The following is a 20,394-nucleotide window of genomic DNA, read 5'->3' as shown; positions in this document are numbered from 1 at the left end:
ATTAATAGATTATGATAAAAATAAATAAAAAATATAGTTTTCTCTTTTTGGTTGTACTACTTATATCTTCTTGTACAAGAGATTTTGAAGAGATTAATACAGATCCCAACCGTCCGAAACAAATTACTCCGGGAGTTATGTTGGGTCAGTTGCAGTTTAGAATTGTAAATACAAGTATGACTGCTTCTCGGAGTTTCACACATGAGCTAATGCAGGTTGATGCGCCTCGTTCTAGTCCATCAGGAGTTGGACTGCATAGGTATGTCGTTAATCCAGGTTCGGCAGTCTGGTCTAACTTTTACGGCTATATGACTGATATAGAGGATATATACAAAAGCTCCGAAATTTTACAGGAAAATAATTACAAAGCAATCGCTTTGATTTATAAATGTTGGGCCTATTCTATTCTTACTGATTTGTATGGAGATGTTCCCTACTCCCAAGCAATTAAGGCTACTCAAGGCAACTTTAAACCTGCATTTGACAAACAAAAGGATATTTATATTAAAATTCTAAGGGATCTTGAAGAGGCTAATACCTTGCTTAATCCGGCCAAAGCCCTTACTTACGGTGGAGATCTTTTATACAATTCCAATAGCCTTTCGGGAGGGACAAATCCCGGAATTGTTAAATGGAAAAAATTCACCAATTCATTAAGACTTCGATTGCTGCTTCGATTGTCAAAACGCAACGGTGAAATCAATAGCAACGAACAAATTACAGCGATTCTGGCTGATCCTGTAAAATATCCTGTATTTACAAGTAATGCTGATGATGCGATTTTTAAATATACAGGGACATTCCCTTATTACAATCCATATTTTAATATGAGACAACTAGAATGGAGAGATGGTACCTATGTAACTAAATTCTTTATTAACAAAATGAATACCGATAATGACCCAAGAAGAACTTTATGGTTTGGTACAGTAAGCGTTGGAGGAATAAATGTTTATCAGGGAATTGAAAGCGGATATCCAGTTACTACAGAATATCAGGTTGGGAAAAACACCAGTTATAATGATGGTTTGAAAACCGTACCACAATTGGGTATCATGATGACTTGGTCAGAGCTGGAGTTTATTAAAGCAGAACTTGCTTTGAAAGGTTTTAACACGGGTAAAAATCCAAAACAGCATTATGATACGGCAATATCAGCTTCTATGGTACAATGGGGTGTGATTATGCCTGTAAATTATCTAGCTCAAGCAGGTGTAGTTTATGATCCCAACACTTCAACAGAAATTCAGTTAGAAAGAATCATTACACAAAAATATTACGCTTCCTTTTTTGTTGACTATCAGTCATGGTTTGAAAAAAGAAGAACTGGATATCCAATTTTACCAAGAGGATCGGGAATACCAGTTGAAAATGCATTTCCAAATCGTGTACCTTACCCAACATACTTACAGTCGCTTAATTCTGAAAATCTTGAATTAGCTTCATTGTCAATAGGTGGAGACAACAGTAACACCAAAGTATGGTGGGATAAATAATCAATTCTAAAGTAAAAAACTTAAAACCAATAAATATGAAACTCAAAAAACAGGAACGAGAAAATGCATGTGCAAACCTGTCAGATTTACATATATATTCAAGTTGGGTTAAATTAAATTTAAAATAAAATCATTCAATTATGAAAATATCAAATAAAAGTTTCTTTATTCTATTTTTGACGCTGCTTTTTGCGAATGCCCTTGCAGCACAAACAGTCAGTAATAAATCTAGTATTAGAACATTAATAGTATTCTTTGATGGCCTAAGACCTGATTATATTACTCATGAATTAATGCCAAATTTATATTTATTCAGTAAAAAAGGAAGCTATGGCAAACAACATCATAGTGTTTTTCCAACAGTAACTAGGGTAAATGCATCCTCCTTGTCTACAGGATGTTACCCAGGAAGTCATGGACTAATGGGAAATACGGTTTATTTTCCTCAAATAAAAGAGACTGCGGGCCTAAACACAGGTGATGCGGAGGAATTAAATAAAATCGCCGAGGCCACAGACAATCATTTATTGACAGCAGTTTCGCTAGGAGAGGTTTTAGAACAAAATGGTTCAAGCTTATTCGTTTTTAGTTCAGGATCAACTGGACAAGCCTTAATGCAAAATCATAAAGTCAGTGGAGGAGCAATCATTAATACCACAATGATTCTTCCAGAATCAATGAAAACTAAAATACTTGGTGAAATTGGAGCAGTTCCAACCGGTCTTGGAAAGCACAAATGGTTAACAGATGCAGTAATAAAATATGGTTTGACATTAGATGGTCCATTAGTAAGCACCCTATGGTATGGAGACCCGGATTCAGCTGCTCATAAAAATGGAATAGGATCGCCTGAGGCAGTAGAGTCTATAAAATATGTTGATGAACAGTTTGGAAGGATTATAAAAGCACTTCAATTAAAGGGGCTTGATGAAAATTTTAATGTTATCATTTCTTCCGATCATGGTTTTGTGACACATATTGGAAAACAAGGTCTTGCTGATTTTTTAATCTACAAAGGGTTTAAAAAAGATAAAGAATCTACAGATGTAGTTGTATCAGAAGGAGCCATATATGTAAAGAATCATGATTTGCAAATCATAAAAAATATTGTTGCGGCATTGCAAGAACAGGAATGGGTAGGTGGTGTTTTTACAAAAAAACAAGATAAGGGAAATCTCGAAGGTTTTATTGAAGGAACCTTGTCATTTGAAACCATACATTGGGATCACCCTGAACGATCAGCAGATATCCTTGTAGATATGAACTGGAATGACAACAAAAATGAAGCGGGATATGCAGGTACAAGTTTCGCAAGAGGCGTTGCAGGTCATGGTGGCTTTAGTCCATATGAAATTCATATTGCATTACTAGTCAATGGTCCTAGTTTTAAGAAAAAGTTTGAAGATAATTTACCTACATCAAATGTAGATATAATTCCCACTGTTCTCCATCTCCATAATTTAACAATTCCTAAACAAATGGATGGTCGGGTTATGTATGAGTTGCTTACAGAAAAAGTTCCTTCTAATGCTCCACTTACAGTTAAGATAGAACAAATTAGAACGGAAGTAAAGCTGCCTTGGGGAGTTTATAAACTAGAAATGGAAAGATCTATTTTAGGAAAATATAACTATCCTAATTTTACAAAAGTAGTTAGAGAGAAAAAAAAATAATATTGATTCTAATGTAAAAAGTAAAGATGCGGCCTTAAATGCTAGGACATCATCTGTACTTTTTACATTAGAATCAATTTAAATTTAGCAATTCTAGTGTTAGTTTATCCGGTAAACCATTAAAATATTTTTCTAAAACCTTTTGAAATACCAGATCGGCATTTTTGACGATGTATCTAAGGCGCCAGCTAAATATACGGGTTTCGCAAAAACTAAACGATGCAATAATTGTATCTTTACCAAAATTCTGTTCGCGGTCACTGTTCCATGATACATCATCCTTGCCATTACGGTACAGGTTTAGTAAAAACACTATTGAATTTAATCTTTGTTTCTTTTTCCACTCTTTCCCGTATTATGGATAGTAATTCTGGTGTACAGTCCGGTTGGGTGAGATCGGCACCTGGATTGTTTCTGTCTTCGTACCACGAAATCATTCTTGGAACAGTAACTGTTTTATCATAAATTTCCATAACATATTCCTGCCATGGCGTGTTGTTTAGAAGGGTAGTGTAATACTGGTCGGATTCTTCTTTGGTGAAAAAATTGTCGTACCGCATGAGTTCCGTATCCGGAAGGTCAAAAACCTTTTTTCCACCACTCCTAATGTAAATATTTCGGTGTCACTGAAGAGTATCATAATTCTTTATGGTTTTGTTTAAAAAGAACTTTACCCGGATATTTCTCTGCATATGTAAGGATTAATTGCATATTATATTGATTGGTGCTGCAGGGAGTGACATACTCCTTTATCTCGGAAGGATCTGTAAAACCAATATCCGAAGCGTTATATCCCATGCCATAAAAGTGACCCTGACTGGATTCAAACCACAATAACTTATTTTATTGTTGTTCTTATTTTGTCGCTATAAGTTTACTGTAATTACTTTATAAAACCTTCAATATCTTTTTTAGCTACATTCCTAAATTTTTCTTTTGAAAATTCAGGAATATTATTACACTTTATTAAATTGTATAGTGCGATTACTAAAAATGGAATGCTTTTATCATCAACTCCTGCTCACTTCTTGAAATTCCTATTTCTTTAGCAATCGTTTTCCAGTTGCTTATTACCTGCAGCACTTCCTGTTTAATGGTTTCCATTTGTTGTTTGTTTAAACGGAAATATTCGCCAACGCTTTTTGCCAATTCAAAATCAAGATCATTATTATCGGTATCAATGTTTAAAGCTAAACCGTCTTTGTCAATAGATGGATTAAGGTCATATGCAGGTGAAAGTATCCAACCTTCCTTTGTTAGTATGAAACCGTGGTTTCTTAAATGATCGTCTGTATTGGAAATGGCAATATTGAAGATTATTCTGCGCCATAATTGGTGTAAATTAGCTTCAATGTTTGCTCCGTAGTTGCTAATGAATTCAGCGACATCTAAATAACTTGCTGGATTGTCCCGGACAGTATCTTCATTATTTCTGGTCATTGTCATGGCGGATGCAAAGTGTATTCGTTCACCATTTTTCCGATCGAAGCGTTTTGTGAAAAATGTGTGGTAGTTTCCCATTATTTTTTCTATACGACAGGGAGCTATTTCTATTCCGGCATTGATTGCCAGTTGATAAGTTAAGAATTCCCAAGCTGCTTTATCGGTTGTATCTGTTTTAGATGGGAATTTGGCAATCCAAAGACTTTTATCAGCATCTAAGATATTGGCTTTTGGTCTTGCTCCGCCTAATGAGGAACCTGGAGCCATTAAAACGGATAACCATTTTTTTACGTCATCACTATCATCGTCATTTTCAAAATTAGCCGCTGCGTTTTGCAATTCACGAATGGATGACCATGGTGGAGTAGAAGCTGTTTTATTGTTGTCCAGAAAATCTCCTTCGGGGTTTGTTTTAAAACGCAATGCTCCCATACGGCTTTCATCGTATACTCCTAAAAGAAAATCAATATCGTACAGCGTTTTAGGTTTTTCATTATTTTCTCTTGCTAACTGAGCCTCTCTTCGTTTCATTAATGTACGTCCCCAAGTGTCGGGCATACTGTCTAGGAATATGCCAAAGTTTTCTTTCTGGTTTGGGTATTGTGGACCACCGTATAATTGAATATCCGGGTCGAGTATAAATTTTTGTTCTGATTTAAGCCACTCGTTGTCGTATTTAAAGCTGAATGTTTTTTTACCTTTGGCTTGTTGTGCCGATAGGATACCAATGATTTTTGGTTCAGACATTTCTTTCCAATGTGCGTAAACGTATATGTCGGTTTTGTTGGTGGACATTAGGAATAATTTTGTTTTTTGATAGTTAGCGTTTAATTGACTGTGCTCGGTATGACACTATTATTTTAAGAGTTCAAGATCTTGAAGTTTTCTTCCCAGTTCATCATCTGCAGCGAGTTTTAGAAAATCATCCTGAAGTCCTAATACTCTTAGCACATTAAAATAAGCACCAATAGCAACGCTAGGATTACCTTTTTCTATTTGATATAAAGTAGTCCTAACAATATCTGCTCTTTCTGCTACTTGAACAGCAGTTAGCTTTCTTCTTTTCCTGGCTAGTTTTATGTTTTCTCCCATCTGTTCTAATGTCATTTGGTGCTTAGGAAAAACGGTTTGTTTCTTTCTGTTCATTTTATTAAACGTTCATTATTATGAACAAAAATAGTGTTTATGTTCATAATAACAAACATTTTTGTGTTTTTTCATCTTTAAAAGTTAGTGCTGTTCTATCTTTTATGACTATTTGTTATAATTGCTATTTTTAAGAATTATTGGTTTATTATCTACTGAATCTTCTCTTTCTATTTGCATTTTACCACATATTGCGCAGCAAAGCACAATTGAAAAGCACAATCAAATGAGAGTGAATTCGTCTGTATTTTACTCTCGTTTTATCGTGGGTGAAATTCTTTGTTGGTTTTTGCCCATTCTTTTTCAATTTCGACTCAGCAATTTTCGATATTCAAGAATATTCAGGTTGTCCAAATGCCCGTGCCTTCTATCGGTGTTGTAAAATTTTTCAATGTATTCAGAAATTGAGGACTCAGCTTGGTGCTTGTTTCGAAAGCGATTCTGGTAGATCAGTTCTGTCTTCAATGTTTTGAAGGAACTCTCTGCAACTGCATTGTCCCAGCAGTTTCCCTTTCCAGACATGCTTCTGGTAATCGATTTGTAGTTGTCTATTTCTCGGACAAATTCCCCGTAGGCGTATTGTATTCCGCGGTCGGAGTGGAAAATAAGGGGAGAATTATTAATAATTGGTCTGTTGGCAAGAGCCATTCTGAAGGCACTGACACTGGTATTCCTTGCTGTGATCACAGAGGACAGTGCCCAGCCGATGATCTTCCTGTCGAACAGGTCGATTACCGTTGTCAGGTACAGCCACCGCTTTGCAGTCCTGATATATGTTATGTCCGATACCCAGGCCTCATTTTCCCTCTTAACGGTAAATTCCCTGTCCAACTTGTTTTCTGCTACCGGATAGCTATGGGAAGAATCGGTGGTTGTCTTAAATTTTCTTTTAAAGACACTCTGCAGGGATGCCTGCTTCATCAGTTTCCTGACCAGTTTTTCCGAGGCATGGAAACCTGAGGCTTCCAGCTCTCTTGCTATCCTCGGACTGCCGTATCTTTCCTTGTTCCGGTAGTGTATAATTTTTATCTGTTCGAGCAAGACAAGATTGTGAAGTGCTCTTTTGGATGGCTTCCTGTCATTCCAATAGTAATAACCGCTCTTGCTGACGCCGAGTATTTTGCAGATGTTCTCGACAGGATAGCAGTCTCTGTGCTCTCTTATGAATTCAAATTTAACCTGTGTTTCACTAAAGAGAATGCTGGCGGCTTTTCTCAAGATATCCCTTTCTGTCTTGACTTCTCCAAGCTCTCTTCTCAGCTTTTTTAATTGCAGAATTTTATTTCCCGTAGTCTGTTTTATCCTGCTGCCCAATCTTTCATCATCGAACTGGTTCTTCCATCTTCGGATATTTTCCGCGCTTGTACCCAGTTCATGCGCGGCCCTTATAATACTGCAATGTGTATTGCCCAGCGCTACAGCCTTGCGCTTGAATTCTAACGTGTATGATTGCCTTGGTTTTTGTTTTTTTTTGTTTTAAAAACCAAAGGTCTAGTGTTCTGGGTCCACTTTTAGGTATGAACTCCAATATCACTGTTATATAAATTATAGTATAATTTTTTTTAAAGTAGTTAAATCAAATTATTATTGTTAATTACTTCCTCCAAAACAGCTAAAATTTTTGTGCCAATTATTAAACGTGTGGAAGTAGTCATCAAAAATTCATAACCATTGTTTTTAAATTTATCTTGCATAGCACTATTCTGAATTAAAACCTCGACCTTATTAGCAAAATCCGATGGATTTCCGACTTCTGCTAATAAACCTGTCACATTATCTAATAAGACTGTTGGGATTCCACCAGCTCTGGCAGCTACAACTGGTACATTACACGCATAACTTTCCAATATTACGCCACCTGTCGCTTCACTTTTAGAGGTAAATAAAAACAAATCAAATTCAGGGATACATTTATGAATATCATCTCTAAAACCAGCAAAAATAATTTCGTTCTCTAATCCTTTAAATTTAACATAATTTTTGATTTCGAGTTCTAATGATCCTTCACCAATCAAAATATATTTTGCTTTTAATCCTCTTCGATATAATTCTTCTACGGTGTTAACCCAAGTATAATGATCCTTGACTTTACTAAATGCTGAGACATTTCCAATTATTTTATACTCTAAGGGTATGTTAAATTCTTTGTGAAGGAATCCCTTTTTTTTTACTGTTAACAAACCTGTCCGTATCAACAACACTGCCTATAACCGTCATTGAATCATGATTTTTTATGGAAGGTTTAAGTATATCCACCACTGAATCCGATATACATATAATTTTTTTTATGCCTTTAAAATTGTATTTATATTTTCTAAAAAAATTAGTCCCAATATTTTTAATTAAAGTTCTGCACAATACCATGGGAATTTTTAAACCAAAAAAAATAGCGGATAAAACACTTATGGTGTGTGCCTTACTATTATGAATCATTATTACATCCGATCCATCTTCAGTTACAATTTTTTTAAATTTTTTAGCAAATCTAAGGTCATATTCCGATTTAAAATCAAATGTTTGGACTCTTAAATTTCTTTCTGTCGCCACTTTATAAATCTCAGAATCGGTTGAACATACAATCAATTGATTTTCAACAAATCCATTATCCCTAAAAGATTCATAAATATCTATAATCATTTGTTCATGACCTCGCCAGACATTCGAAGTTGTAAAATGTAATACCCTCATTTGGAAGTCATTTATTGTGTGAGTATAATTAATTTTAACATTACTAATTGATTTTGTTAAAAATAAAAACTAAAAAAAAAGCCTAAAAATTTTATGAATCATAATCGATTCCAAAAACCTGTAAAATCCAATTTTCCAATTTATATCTTTCAAGAATTTCAGGAGCTATTTCAAGATATTTTGTTTCGAAAAAACCAAGTGGAATTTCATAATTTTTATCAGAAATTATAAAAATATTATTCTCATTATAAAAATTACACGCAACAATATCATGATTATTAGTAATTAATTTTCTCTTGTAGCCAAAGGCCTCAAAAATACGAAAACTCAATCCGCATATTTTCCTTTTGAATATCGACCAAAACTAAACTACGGGCAATTATTTTTTTACATCACTATTAGGTAAGTATTAATTGATAATTTCAATATTATTATGGTGAAATATTTTGTCTTTTTTAATTATAAACTGAAAAGAAATAGAATTTTAAAATAAATAGTTGGCCCACTTCTCTAAAAAAAGGGAATCTACGATCATAGGAAGAAATAGTAAAAACTTTATTGGCAATTTCATTGTTTTGAATCGTATCATCTTTTATAATCTTCTTCAGTTTTTAATACTTTCCAGTTCATAATTATTTTTTTATAAAGTTTAGTACGGTATCAAAAGCAATCGTTTCCACATTGATTTTATCATATTCTTTATGTGTTCCGAACCATATTAAATAACAAGTTTGTTGTTGAAAGTTAATCGATACAACTAATCTATAGTCATTTCCTTTGATATTAAATACAATCCTCTTATTGTTTACAATACTTGCATTTCCATAAACTTTCTTTAGTTCATTAAAATTGTTAAAAATCATTTCTGAAATTTATTATGCTAACCTATATAATTTTATTTAAAAGGAATTAGATAACTTTTATCTTGGAGTCATAGGCAGTATCGATTGTTTTTTTGATTATATCGTCCAAATTTTTAGCAGAGACTTCAAGATAATGTACTACTTCCTTATTTTTTTTTGATAATTTAGATTTGTCCAAAAGATCTATCAATCCTAAAATATTAGCAACTGGTGCTCTAACGATATGGGACTGGTTGAAAATAATATCCTGCAACATATCGTTTTGATGTTGAATAATGCTCTCTTTTCTTTTTCGATCGTTGATATTTCGGATTGATATTGAACTCCCTATTGTTTTCAAGTCATACATTACAGAATGATAGTCTATTTTATACCATACTTGGTGGTCAGAAGGACCGATTAAATATTCCGAAGTGATATGGTCACCATTTAAAGATTTTTTAAAAAGCAAAATAAAGTCTTCTCTCAGATCACTTTTTTTTAAGAGTTTGCTGATAGTGATTCCTGCTTTTATCTTTTTTCCAAATAAAGGGAGCATTTGTTCAAGGGCTTTTTTATTAAAAAATAGTACGGTATGATCTACTGATAAAAAAAAACGAATGGATTTCGTACTTTCATAAAATGCATGAAGGTTTTTTTCTAGATGACGCGTAGTATCAATAAGGTTTGATTCCTCAACAGGGTCTTTTGTCATAATTTAAATTTAAATGCAAAATTCCTTTAAAACAGTTTTTTATGAAATAATCAATAGCACTAATTATAGGACAATTTGGACTTTTTTGTATATTTGAATATGGAAAAAGGTACACTTCCCAATTATAACATTGAGAAATTCAAGCATTTAGGTAATGAGCAGGATTTTTATGCAAATAAATTTAGTGATCATTTAAAACAGCATGGTTTTATTTCTAACCCGCACAGGCATGATTTTTTCTTAGTTGCACTTTGTACAAGAGGAAGTGGAACGCATTGGGTTGATTTTATCCAATATGATGTAAAGCCAGGGACTATATTTATGCTTTCACCAGGACAGGGTCATACGTGGGTTTTATCTGATGATATAGACGGATATGTTTTTTTTCATACCAGAGATTTCTTTGAATTAAATTTTTCTTTCAGGAAGTTACAGGATTACCCCTTTTATTGTTCGATCTATAATTCACCTACAATTATGTTGAGTAATAATTCGCTACAGAAAGAATGCGCAATTTTTGAAGAAATCATTCAGGAATATAGAAACCAATATCTAATGAAATTTAGCCGGATATTTGTTTTGGTAGAATTGTTGTACATTGATTTGGTTCGGCTGTATTTGCCAATTGAACAAATAGATAAGCAAAATCAAAATTATCTTATAAAGCTCCGAAAATTGGAGGATTTGATTGATGCCAACTTTAAAAGCTTAAAATCCCCTAGTCAATACGCTGATATGATGTTTGTAAGTGTCAAACAGCTGAACAGAATATGCAAAGAGTGTTTGGATAAATCAACATCTGATTTAATTATAGACAGAGTAATGCTTGAAGCAAAACGCATGCTAATCTACTCGACTTACTCTATATCTCAAATAGCCGAACAAATGGGATATACTGATATTTCTTATTTTTCACGTCTATTCAAAAAGAAAAGTGGCAAAACTCCTGCCGAATTTATTAAGGTCTATGGGGCTACTTTCTAAATTTATGATGATTTTTTTCAAATAAGCACATCAATTTACAATTTGGATTATAATCGTTTATATTTTTTTTACAAGATCTAACTCTTTAAAATAATGACACGACCCATCCCTGAATTTTTATTTTATCATTTTGGAAACAATAGTCTTTCTGTACTAGTTCTTGTCTCCGGATCTTCATCAATTGTTGATTTTTACATCAAAAAAATAATTTACTTCTTCTTATTTAATTTGCTTTAGGGCGAATTCGTTTTTCTATATATCACGACAACGACGGTAATTAGCGAAATATAGCTAATAGATAATGTCATAAATTACACTTAAAGCGCTGTTAATTAGTTGTTTATGTGTTTGGTATAGTCCTTGGTTCTTTTTCTGCGATATTGATGTAAAAGGTAAATAATTATATAAATAGTTATTTATTTGATTTTACGATGAGTGAAATACATTTACAATTTACTGTACTTTTTGTCATAAAGAATTAATAAATATTAAAAAATTCTAACAATGGAAATAAATTTTGACATAGTAGTTATTGGCTCTGGTCCCGGCGGATATATTGCTGCAGTGAGAGCGGCGCAATTAGGTTATAAAACGGTTCTTGTTGAAAAATATAACACTTTAGGAGGAACATGTACCAATGTTGGTTGTATTCCTTCTAAAGCATTATTAGACAGTACCGAACATTTTCATACAGCAACAATGAAATTCAAGAGTTTTGGAATAGAAGTAGACGGGCTTCGATTAGATTTTGCACAATTAATGAAGCGCAAAAATGAAGTAGTGCAGCAGAATATTTCCGGACTGAATTACCTGATGGACAAAAATAAAATTCAGGTTATTGAAGGAACAGCCTCCTTTTTAAATGATAAAGAAATTCAGGTTACCAAAAATGGCGAGAAAACTACTATTACTGCTACTTATTTTATAATAGCAACTGGTTCAAAACCCGCTACTATTCCTGGAGTTGTAATTGATAAAAAAAGAATTATTACATCAACTGAAGCACTTTCACTAACTGAAAAACCACAAAGCATTGTTGTGATTGGCGGAGGTGTAATTGGAGTTGAAATGGCTTCTATTTATGCCCGTATCGGAGTAAAAGTCACCATTATTGAATATGCAGATAGTTTGATTCCTACTATGGATAAAGAATTAGGTAAGGAGCTCAAAAAAATATTTTCTAAAAACGAGATAAAAATTCTGCTCAACCATAAGGTGCAATCCGCAGTTAATAATGGTAAGAATGTAACAGTCCATTATTTAGATCAATCGAATACTGTTCAGGAAATTACTGCTGATTACTGTTTGGTCGCAGTTGGAAGAAACCCATACACTAAAGAATTAGGATTGAAAAATACAGCAATAGAATTAGATGATAAAGGAAGAATAGTAACCAATGACAAATTGCAAACTAAAGAAAATAATATCTACGCTATTGGAGATGTGATTGCTGGTGCTATGTTGGCTCATAAAGCAGAAGAGGAGGGTGTTTTTGTTGTAGAAACAATTAACGGGCAAAAACCGCATATCAATTATAAATTAATTCCTGGGGTGGTATATACCTGGCCAGAGGTAGCGTCGGTTGGATATACTGAAGAAGAACTGAAAAACGAGAATAAAGAGTACCGTGTTGGCAAATTTCCTTTTTCTGCTAACGCTAAAGCGAGAGCTGCGATGGAAAAAGATGGTTTTGTTAAAGTAATTTCAGAACCTAAGTACGGTGAAATTTTAGGGATTCACATTATTGGACCTAGAGCTGCTGATATGATTGCTCAAGGTGTAATTGGGATGGAATATGAAGTGACTGATGAAGATATGTTTCGAATTTCGTATGCACACCCGACTTATTCTGAGGCTTTGAAAGAAGCTTATCTTATTGCATCTGGACAAGGAGCACTAAATATTTAAATTTTCCATCAAAAATAAAGTACTATGAAAACTACAAACAACACTATCCTTATTACTGGAGGAGGTTCCGGAATTGGATTCGAAATGGCAAAATTATTTTCAAAGAATAATAAAGTCATTATTACTGGTCGAAATGCAGAAAAACTAAACTTGGCCGCTGCCCAAATTGGAAACACAACAGCATTAGTTTCGGATATCAACAACGAGAACGATGTTACTAATTTAGTCAAAAAACTGAACAAGGATTTTCCTGACTTGAATATTGTAATAAACAATGCAGGCTTGGCTCATTATTATAAGTTAACCGATGAAAATACAAATGCTTTTCAAAAAGCAAGTGAAGAGATTCTGACGAATTATCTTTCGATTGTACGATTGACTGAAAAATTGTTACCGCTTTTGGAAAAACAAAAAGAGGCCGCTTTTGTAAACGTTTCTTCTATTGCCGCTTTTGCGCCAGGCATGGTTCTGCCAAGTTATTCAGTAAGTAAAGCAGCTTTACATTCTTATACACAGGTTTTACGGGTTACCTTAGAAAAATCTACCTCAATCAAAGTTTTTGAAGTAATGCCCCCTTTAGTTAATACTAGTTTTTCGGCAGATATAGGAGGAAGTACAGGAATGAGTCCAACAATAGTAGCTCAAAATGTTTTGGATGCATTGCAAAATAATGAATATGAAGTACATGTTGGGCAAACGGCAGATTTTTATCAACTTTATCTTTCATCACCAGAAAAAGCATTGGCAATGATGAATCCGACATAATAATGTAATTTTTAATACAATCGGAAAGGTGAAAACCATTTTTTCATCTGCTAGTTTAAATGATTTAGGTTTAAGTTACACATTTAATATTTAAAATAAAATTTGGGATGAAATAGTGATTAAAAAGTCATTAAAACTTGGATTCTAAATGATATACCCAGATTATGATATGAGTTTTGACGTTTAGAAATACTACATATTTGCCCAATAATAATCAATATATAAATAATGGCCTTATCCCAATAGAAGAATAGTCTTTAACACCAGTATCCATAACTCCAATAATGTTTTATTTAAAAATGATCTATCATGAAAAATCGAAATCTATTATTACTATTCAGTTCTTTAAGTGCCGGCGCAGTTGATCTGATTGCCGGTGAGTCTAAAACACAATTTGCAGAAGTTGGGGATCATAAAATAGCGTATCGTTCTATAGGAACAGGAGATCCATTAATTCTTTGTCCACGCTTCAGGGCTAATCTTGATGATTGGGATCCTGCTTTTTTGGATGCACTGGCGAAGCAGTATAAAGTGATAACTTTTAATTATAAAGGACTGGCATCCTCAACAGGTAATCCACACAGTGATATTTTAGGTTTTGCAAAGGATGTAACGGATTTGGCCGACGCCTTAAAAATTAAAAAGTTTATTGTTGGTGGATGGTCATTGGGAGGCTGGGTCGCACAAATTGTGACAACGGAATTTCCGGAAAGGGTTTCACATACTATTCTCATAGGAACAAAACCACCTGGAAAAGTTAATTATCCTTTAGAAGAAATATTCTTAAATACAGCTTATATACCTGATTATACAGTGGAACATGAGACAATCTTGTTTTTTGATCCCACATCAAAAATAAGTAGAGAGGCGGCAATAAAAAGTCATGAAAGAATAGCCCAAAGAAAGGATAAAGATCCTAAAGTAAAACCAGAATTATGGGAGTTTTATGGTAAGTGTCATGACGATTATGAAAAGGATCCGTATGGTGCAAGACAAAAATTGATGACCACAAAAATTCCTATATTGGTAATCTCTGCTCATCATGAAATATGTTTTCCACCGGAAAACTGGTTTGAATTGAATCAAAAATTGCCAACCACACAGCTTATAACTATTCCGCAAACCGGTCATGGTCCTCATCATCAGTATCCCGAAATGGTAGCCAGTTATATTGATAATTTTATTCAAAAAATTAAATACTAAATATAGGAAGACACAGTAATGAAAACAATTGTATTTGTAACTGTTGACTTTGTAAATCATTATGTTTTGGAAAATTGGAAAATTTTATTTTGAATCAGATACAAGTTACTTTGCTCACATATTGAAACTAATTTGGAAGTTGTGTGCAATTTTTATAAACCTCAATTACTCTTTAAATATTTAATATTATGACAAAATCAAAATCCATTATTCTCATACACGGAAACTTTGTAAACAGTGCAAGTTGGGCAAAGTGGAAAAACCGTTATGAAGAAAAGGGTTATACTGTTTACACACCGGATAACCCTGGTCACGAAGGAACCCCTGCCGATTTAAGAAACCGAGTTCACCCTGACCTTACTAAAACAGGGTTCACAGACGTGGTTGACAACATTTTGCGACTGATTAACAGCTTACCTGAAAAACCATTAGTTATCGGGCATTCAATGGCAGGTATGGCAGCAATGAAATTGTTGGAAATGGGTAAGGTAGCAGCAGCAGTAAGTGTACACGGTGCACCGCCAAAGAATGTATTTCCTCCGTTTGCAACATTAAAAGCAGTACTACCTGGATTTGGCTTTTTGTCTTCCAAAGATTATTTTATGGGCAGTCGCGAGTGGTATAATAAATGTTTTTTCAACACATTGCCAGCAGGAGAAAGAGCGAATGCTTATGACCGTTTTGCAGTGCCAGAAAGCTTTAAAGTAAGTCGTGAATTAGTTTTGAACTCTTTCTCTAACATTGATTTTAGTAAGCCGCACGAACCGATTTTATTTATTGGTGGCGGTAGCGACAATATTTTTCCACCATCTCTTACAACAACTTTGGCACATAAATATAAAGATAAAAAAAGTCATGTTGATTTGAAGATTTTTCAGGGCAAAAGTCACTTCATCTGTGGAGAAAAGGGATGGGAAATGGTGGCAGACTATATTTTAGATTGGTATGAGAAATTATGAATTTTTTTGCAAGCGACTTAGGTGATTTAGACAAGTGACTTTATTGCTAGTTTGATGCAAGTTCGGGAAAAAATAGATTGGTTTTTACGATCAAATAGTAAATAAAGCGAATTCAATTTTAAATCATTACTAACCATTAAAAGAAAGTAAAATGAAGATTATAGTAAAAGACGGAACAGAAATTTATTACAAAGATTGGGGAACAGGACAACCCATTTTTTTTCATCATGGCTGGCCTTTGTCTGCTGACGATTGGGATGCACAAATGATGTTTTTCTTAGATCAGGGATTTAGAGTAATTGCACATGACAGACGCGGACATGGAAGATCTACACAAACATATGCAGGCAATGAAATGGATACCTATGCAGCAGATGTTGCAGAACTTACAGCGTTTTTAGACCTAAAAAACGCCATACACATAGGGCATTCAACCGGTGGCGGTGAAGCCATCCGATATGTCGCAAAATATGGCAAAAATAAGGTCGCGAAAGTAGTACTTATAAGTGCAGTAACCCCTTATATGATTCAAGACGAAAACAATCCAAGCGGAGTTCCATTAGCAGTGTTTGATGATATTCGTTTTAATACGGCTAATAATAGACAACAGTTTTACCAGGACATAACTTTTCCGTTTTACGGGTACAATAGAGAAGGAGCTAACGTAAAAAAAGGAATTCAAGATAATTGGTGGCGTCAGGGAATGATGGGTGGTATTAAGGCTCATTTTGACTGTATAAAGGCATTTTCGGAAACCGATTTTACCGAAGACTTAAAAAGTGTTGATATACCGGTACTTGTGTTGCATGGCGAAGATGACCAAATTGTTCCTTATGCCACTACAGCTTTAAGGGCTGCTCAGCTTTTGAAAAATGGAAAATTAATTACATATCCAGGTTTATGTCACGGAATGCCAACAACTGATGCACCAACTATTAATTCAGATATTTTAGATTTTATTGAATCCTGAGTATCCGATTTTAACTAGCTGACCCTTTTGATGAGGTAACCATTACAGAATTCCTTTTGGTTTTAAAGACAAAAATCGTTGGGATTGCTGAAGAAGAATTTAAGTCTGCTGTTAAAGATGCAGAAAAAATTATCCTATAAGCTAAGTGCTCATACTACTATAACTGTTGATGCACTTTTGGAAAACTAATATATTATTTGAAATTACTAATTAATTAAAAATTAAAAAAATGGATGCAAGTACATATTCAAAAACAGCCTTAATACTCGTTGACCCTTTCAATGATTTTCTTTCTGAAGGAGGTAAATTTTATCCTTTGACGAAAGAAACAGTAGAGGGTATTCATTTGGTGCAAAACCTTAAGAAATTAATTGCGGGAGCCAGAGAGCGAAAAATACAAATTATTTATGCTCCACACCATCACACAGCTGAAGGAGATTATTTAAATTGGAGATTTCTTTCACCTTCACACCAAGGAAGTAAAAACGTTGTCTTATTCGAAAAAGGTAGTTGGGGTGCTGAGTTTCATCCGGAACTTCTGGCGGCCAAGGGTGATATTATTGCTCAAAACCATTGGACGGGAAGCGGCTTTGCCAATACCGATCTTGATTTTCTATTAAAGATGCATAATATAGAACGCATAGTACTTGCAGGTATGAGAGCAAATACTTGTATCGATTCAACAGCTAGATATGGTGTAGAATTAGGATACCATGTGACCCTGATTAAAGATGGTATCGGAGCATTTAATTGGGAAGAAATTAGGGTCACAGTAGAAACTACTTTTCCAAATTATGGACATGCGATGTTATCTACCGAAGAATTTTTGAATACTCCTAAGCCCTAAATATATGAAAATTATTTCAACAGGGGGATTGCAGTAGTTATCCTCCTATTGAAAAGAGTAACCCGACGGAGTCGCTTTTTACCTAAAAAAATCAAAATTATTTTTATTTTATAAACAACATTATGGAAGAACTAGTAAAACTTCAGCTAAATTATTTTAACAGTAATGCTACCAAACCAGTCGGTTTTCGTATTACACAATTAAAGAAACTCGAAAGCCTTATAAAATCCAATGAAGAATTACTGAATGAGGCGCTACGCAAGGATTATGGCAAGGGTAAATTTGAAACTTTTCTGACAGAACTCTATGTGGTGTACGATGAAATTAAAGTCGCTCTCCAGAATTTGGAAGAGTGGACCAAGATAAAGCCTATTGAAACCAATCTTTTAAACGCGCCAGCAAAGAGCTATATCATGCCGGAACCATTAGGAGTAAGCCTAGTGATAGGTCCCTGGAATTATCCTTACCAGCTTACTCTAGGCCCAGTTGTAGGAGCCCTGGCTGCGGGATGTACAGTTATTCTTAAACCTAGTGAGCTTACGGTTCATAGTAGTAGTTTAATCACAAAGCTGATAAATGAGAATTTTGACAGTCAATATTTTACAGCAGTAGAAGGAGCCATACCTGAAACGACTGCTTTATTGGAGCAAAAATTTGATGTTATATTTTTTACGGGAAGCGTTTCGGTAGGAAAGATAGTGTACCAGGCGGCAGCAAAGCACCTAACGCCGGTAATTTTAGAGCTAGGAGGCAAAAGTCCGACAATTTTTATGCAGGACAGTAATTTAGACATCACCGTTAAAAGAATGCTTTGGGCCAAGTTCCTGAATTCGGGGCAAACTTGCATAGCGCCAGACTACGTATACGTTCATAAAAGTATTGAAGAAAAATTTCTTCAAAAAGTTTCAGAAGAGATGCAAGCGATGGATTATAAACTGGAAAATGACAATTATGTGCGCATCATCAATGAAAGAAATACTTCACGTGTAACATCATTAATCGATAAGCAAAAAGTTTATATCGGCGGTAATTACAATATTGCTGAACGCTTTATCGAGCCCACTATTCTTACCAATGTTACTTGGAATGATAAAGTAATGCAGGAAGAGATATTTGGACCAGTTCTGCCTATTTTAACGTTTGATAATTTGGATGATGTGATTGCAGAAATAAAGCAAAGACCAAAACCTCTTGCCCTTTACCTGTTTACACAGGATGAAAACATCAAGCAGAAGGTAATGAGTGAGGTATCTTTCGGAGGAGGATGCATTAACGAGGCGGTGATGCATATTGCGAATGGTGAACTTCCGTTTGGAGGTGTTGGTGAAAGTGGTATAGGCAATTATCATGGAGAAGCAGGTTTTAGGGCATTTTCACATTACAAAAGTATACTTGATAAAGAAGTAACTCCAGACCCGGATGTAAAATATTCTCCATATACAGATGAAAAATTAGAAATGTTGAAATCAGTTGTCGCTTGATCTTTGCTAACAGCAAGAGTTCCAAAACAATTATAAGATGAAAATAAAAGCTGCAGTTTTAAATGAGCCTCATAAGCAATTTGAGATAGAAAATATAGAAGTCGATAGCGCGCTTCAACCCAATGAGGTTATGGTTAAAGTTTTGGCTACAGGATTGTGTCATACAGACCTGTCGGTACGAGACCAACATATCCCTGCTCGTTTTCCGGTAATTCTCGGACACGAGGGAGCGGGTTTTGTAGCATCTGTAGGAAGTAATGTAACTAAAGTTAAAATAGGTGACCGGGTGGTCCTGGCACCTTTAAGTTGTGGACAATGCGAGTATTGCCTATCAGGACATCCTTCCTATTGTATTGACCTTTGGGCTTTAAACTTACCTAGAGCGAGACATGACGGATCCTGTCCGTATCATGATGATCATGGAAAGGACGTCAGCGGCTTTTTCTTCGGTCAGTCTTCTTTTGCTACCTATTCCCTTACATCGGAGCGAAATATAGTTAAGGTTTCTGAGGATGTGCCTTTGGAAATACTTGGTCCTCTGGGTTGTGGTATGCAGACGGGAGCAGGCACTGTACTGAATGTTCTCTCTCCTGTGGCTGGTGAAACCATTGTTATTTTTGGTGTGGGTCCAGTAGGATTGGCAGCTCTAATGGCAGCAAAAGCAGCGGGATGTACGACCATAGTTGCCGTAGATATCCATGATAACCGTCTCGAGTTAGCCAAAAGCCTTGGTGCGACACACACAATAAACAGTAAAATACATATAGTTTCGGAATATATCAATGAGCATGTTTTCACTGGCGGTGTCCATTATTCTATAGATACAACAGGCCGTAATGAGGTAATAAATCAGGCTGTTGCATCATTAAGATATATGGGAAAATGTGCATTGATAGCAGTACCATCTGTGAGTAAGTTAGAAATTGACTATGGGGCATTTGGTAATGGGAAATCAATACAATACGTAAATGAAGGTGATAGTGTTCCTGATATATTAATCCCGCGACTGATAGAATTATATAAAAATGGATTGTTTCCTTTTGATAAGCTAATTAAATTCTATGAACTCAAAGATATCAATCAGGCTGTGGCAGATTCTGAAAGTGGTGCAACTTTGAAAGCAGTTATAAGGATGCCACAAGATTAGTAGTAGAAAAAAGAAGAAAGTTCTGGTAAAGAAATTGTGCAGATAATGTTGCAGTTGCATGAACAAATCCCTTAGATTAATAGTTGTCGATCAAAATTAACCGATCCAATCCTATTATGATAAGCGG

At 34.7% G+C, this 20,394-nt stretch carries 20 protein-coding genes and 1 pseudogene; 11 read left to right on the top strand and 10 right to left on the bottom strand.

Features of this window, described 5'->3' with window-relative positions:
* Window positions 1-11: 11 nt before the first annotated feature.
* Together ACM55K_RS13310 and ACM55K_RS13305 are read left to right on the top strand one after the other, a co-directional pair.
* Complete coding sequence (locus ACM55K_RS13310; protein ID WP_416850763.1) at window positions 12-1,496, top strand: SusD/RagB family nutrient-binding outer membrane lipoprotein; 1,485 nt, start codon at window positions 12-14, stop codon at window positions 1,494-1,496.
* Window positions 1,497-1,672: 176 nt separating this feature from the next.
* Window positions 1,673-3,169: an alkaline phosphatase family protein gene (locus tag ACM55K_RS13305; protein ID WP_416850762.1), complete on the top strand. Its 1,497-nt coding sequence runs from the start codon at window positions 1,673-1,675 to the stop codon at window positions 3,167-3,169.
* Window positions 3,170-3,456: 287 nt separating this feature from the next.
* Here ACM55K_RS13305 and ACM55K_RS13300 read toward each other — a convergent pair whose 3' ends face one another.
* From ACM55K_RS13300 to ACM55K_RS13255, 10 genes and pseudogenes are all read right to left on the bottom strand, one after another.
* Window positions 3,457-3,729, bottom strand: coding sequence for an alpha-ketoglutarate-dependent dioxygenase AlkB family protein (locus ACM55K_RS13300; protein ID WP_416850761.1), 273 nt, complete (start codon window positions 3,727-3,729; stop codon window positions 3,457-3,459).
* A 76-nt stretch (window positions 3,730-3,805) separates the two neighbouring features.
* The gene (locus ACM55K_RS13295; RefSeq protein WP_416850760.1) at window positions 3,806-4,003 is read right to left on the bottom strand and encodes a hypothetical protein; all 198 of its coding nucleotides are present in this window, start codon (window positions 4,001-4,003) and stop codon (window positions 3,806-3,808) included.
* A gap of 153 nt (window positions 4,004-4,156) precedes the next feature.
* Entirely contained in the window at window positions 4,157-5,407 is a 1,251-nt protein-coding gene (locus ACM55K_RS13290) for a type II toxin-antitoxin system HipA family toxin (RefSeq protein WP_416850759.1), read from the bottom strand.
* A gap of 60 nt (window positions 5,408-5,467) precedes the next feature.
* A complete protein-coding gene (locus ACM55K_RS13285; RefSeq protein ID WP_111410209.1) occupies window positions 5,468-5,758 on the bottom strand; it encodes a helix-turn-helix domain-containing protein in 291 nt (96 codons plus the stop codon).
* 303 nt (window positions 5,759-6,061) lie between these two features.
* A pseudogene (locus ACM55K_RS13280) lies at window positions 6,062-7,201 on the bottom strand (IS3 family transposase); the annotation flags it as partial.
* Between the two features lie 128 nt (window positions 7,202-7,329).
* Window positions 7,330-7,938, bottom strand: coding sequence for a glycosyltransferase family 4 protein (locus ACM55K_RS13275; RefSeq protein WP_416850758.1), 609 nt, complete (start codon window positions 7,936-7,938; stop codon window positions 7,330-7,332).
* A complete protein-coding gene (locus ACM55K_RS13270; RefSeq protein WP_416850757.1) occupies window positions 7,895-8,395 on the bottom strand; it encodes a glycosyltransferase in 501 nt (166 codons plus the stop codon). The genes ACM55K_RS13275 and ACM55K_RS13270 overlap by 44 nt, the downstream gene beginning before the upstream one ends.
* Window positions 8,396-8,537: 142 nt before the next feature.
* The gene (locus ACM55K_RS13265) at window positions 8,538-8,777 is read right to left on the bottom strand and encodes a WaaS/CpsH family glycosyltransferase (protein WP_416850756.1); all 240 of its coding nucleotides are present in this window, start codon (window positions 8,775-8,777) and stop codon (window positions 8,538-8,540) included.
* A gap of 301 nt (window positions 8,778-9,078) precedes the next feature.
* Complete coding sequence (locus ACM55K_RS13260) at window positions 9,079-9,309, bottom strand: type II toxin-antitoxin system HigB family toxin (RefSeq protein WP_416850755.1); 231 nt, start codon at window positions 9,307-9,309, stop codon at window positions 9,079-9,081.
* Window positions 9,310-9,355: 46 nt separating this feature from the next.
* Complete coding sequence (locus ACM55K_RS13255) at window positions 9,356-10,003, bottom strand: hypothetical protein (protein WP_416850754.1); 648 nt, start codon at window positions 10,001-10,003, stop codon at window positions 9,356-9,358.
* A 99-nt stretch (window positions 10,004-10,102) separates the two neighbouring features.
* Between ACM55K_RS13255 and ACM55K_RS13250 the strand changes: the two genes are divergently transcribed.
* From ACM55K_RS13250 to ACM55K_RS13210, 9 genes are all read left to right on the top strand, one after another.
* On the top strand, window positions 10,103-10,987 hold the full coding sequence (locus ACM55K_RS13250) for a helix-turn-helix domain-containing protein (protein WP_416850753.1): 885 nt from the start codon (window positions 10,103-10,105) through the stop codon (window positions 10,985-10,987).
* A 504-nt stretch (window positions 10,988-11,491) separates the two neighbouring features.
* Complete coding sequence (gene lpdA / locus ACM55K_RS13245) at window positions 11,492-12,895, top strand: dihydrolipoyl dehydrogenase (RefSeq protein ID WP_416850752.1); 1,404 nt, start codon at window positions 11,492-11,494, stop codon at window positions 12,893-12,895.
* A gap of 24 nt (window positions 12,896-12,919) precedes the next feature.
* Window positions 12,920-13,660 carry an SDR family oxidoreductase gene (locus tag ACM55K_RS13240; RefSeq protein ID WP_416850751.1) on the top strand — a complete coding sequence of 247 codons (741 nt, stop codon included), beginning with the start codon at window positions 12,920-12,922 and terminating at the stop codon, window positions 13,658-13,660.
* A gap of 309 nt (window positions 13,661-13,969) precedes the next feature.
* The gene (locus tag ACM55K_RS13235; protein ID WP_416850750.1) at window positions 13,970-14,863 is read left to right on the top strand and encodes an alpha/beta fold hydrolase; all 894 of its coding nucleotides are present in this window, start codon (window positions 13,970-13,972) and stop codon (window positions 14,861-14,863) included.
* Window positions 14,864-15,051: 188 nt separating this feature from the next.
* A complete protein-coding gene (locus ACM55K_RS13230; RefSeq protein ID WP_416850749.1) occupies window positions 15,052-15,822 on the top strand; it encodes an alpha/beta hydrolase in 771 nt (256 codons plus the stop codon).
* Window positions 15,823-15,973: 151 nt separating this feature from the next.
* On the top strand, window positions 15,974-16,792 hold the full coding sequence (locus tag ACM55K_RS13225) for an alpha/beta fold hydrolase (RefSeq protein ID WP_416850748.1): 819 nt from the start codon (window positions 15,974-15,976) through the stop codon (window positions 16,790-16,792).
* Between the two features lie 229 nt (window positions 16,793-17,021).
* A complete protein-coding gene (locus tag ACM55K_RS13220; RefSeq protein ID WP_416850747.1) occupies window positions 17,022-17,639 on the top strand; it encodes a cysteine hydrolase family protein in 618 nt (205 codons plus the stop codon).
* A gap of 122 nt (window positions 17,640-17,761) precedes the next feature.
* Window positions 17,762-19,120: an aldehyde dehydrogenase gene (locus ACM55K_RS13215; RefSeq protein WP_416850746.1), complete on the top strand. Its 1,359-nt coding sequence runs from the start codon at window positions 17,762-17,764 to the stop codon at window positions 19,118-19,120.
* A 37-nt stretch (window positions 19,121-19,157) separates the two neighbouring features.
* Window positions 19,158-20,267 carry an NAD(P)-dependent alcohol dehydrogenase gene (locus ACM55K_RS13210; protein WP_416850745.1) on the top strand — a complete coding sequence of 370 codons (1,110 nt, stop codon included), beginning with the start codon at window positions 19,158-19,160 and terminating at the stop codon, window positions 20,265-20,267.
* Window positions 20,268-20,394: the final 127 nt, after the last annotated feature.

It is taken from the genome of Flavobacterium arabinosi, from assembly GCF_048158725.1.
GTDB classification, from domain to species: domain Bacteria; phylum Bacteroidota; class Bacteroidia; order Flavobacteriales; family Flavobacteriaceae; genus Flavobacterium; species Flavobacterium arabinosi.
Note: the sequence above shows the minus strand (reverse complement) of the source record. Positions and strands in the feature narration are given on the sequence as shown.

Coding starts and splice junctions, on each gene's coding strand:
- ACM55K_RS13240 (WP_416850751.1), top strand. CDS start 12,920: ATGAAAACTACAAACAACACTATCCTTATTACTGGAGGAGGTTCCGGA.
- ACM55K_RS13260 (WP_416850755.1), bottom strand. CDS start 9,309: ATGATTTTTAACAATTTTAATGAACTAAAGAAAGTTTATGGAAATGCA.
- ACM55K_RS13215 (WP_416850746.1), top strand. CDS start 17,762: ATGGAAGAACTAGTAAAACTTCAGCTAAATTATTTTAACAGTAATGCT.
- ACM55K_RS13250 (WP_416850753.1), top strand. CDS start 10,103: ATGGAAAAAGGTACACTTCCCAATTATAACATTGAGAAATTCAAGCAT.
- ACM55K_RS13300 (WP_416850761.1), bottom strand. CDS start 3,729: ATGCGGTACGACAATTTTTTCACCAAAGAAGAATCCGACCAGTATTAC.
- ACM55K_RS13210 (WP_416850745.1), top strand. CDS start 19,158: ATGAAAATAAAAGCTGCAGTTTTAAATGAGCCTCATAAGCAATTTGAG.
- lpdA (WP_416850752.1), top strand. CDS start 11,492: ATGGAAATAAATTTTGACATAGTAGTTATTGGCTCTGGTCCCGGCGGA.
- ACM55K_RS13290 (WP_416850759.1), bottom strand. CDS start 5,407: ATGTCCACCAACAAAACCGACATATACGTTTACGCACATTGGAAAGAA.
- ACM55K_RS13285 (WP_111410209.1), bottom strand. CDS start 5,758: ATGAACAGAAAGAAACAAACCGTTTTTCCTAAGCACCAAATGACATTA.
- ACM55K_RS13255 (WP_416850754.1), bottom strand. CDS start 10,003: ATGACAAAAGACCCTGTTGAGGAATCAAACCTTATTGATACTACGCGT.
- ACM55K_RS13220 (WP_416850747.1), top strand. CDS start 17,022: ATGGATGCAAGTACATATTCAAAAACAGCCTTAATACTCGTTGACCCT.
- ACM55K_RS13235 (WP_416850750.1), top strand. CDS start 13,970: ATGAAAAATCGAAATCTATTATTACTATTCAGTTCTTTAAGTGCCGGC.
- ACM55K_RS13270 (WP_416850757.1), bottom strand. CDS start 8,395: ATGATTATAGATATTTATGAATCTTTTAGGGATAATGGATTTGTTGAA.
- ACM55K_RS13310 (WP_416850763.1), top strand. CDS start 12: ATGATAAAAATAAATAAAAAATATAGTTTTCTCTTTTTGGTTGTACTA.
- ACM55K_RS13225 (WP_416850748.1), top strand. CDS start 15,974: ATGAAGATTATAGTAAAAGACGGAACAGAAATTTATTACAAAGATTGG.
- ACM55K_RS13230 (WP_416850749.1), top strand. CDS start 15,052: ATGACAAAATCAAAATCCATTATTCTCATACACGGAAACTTTGTAAAC.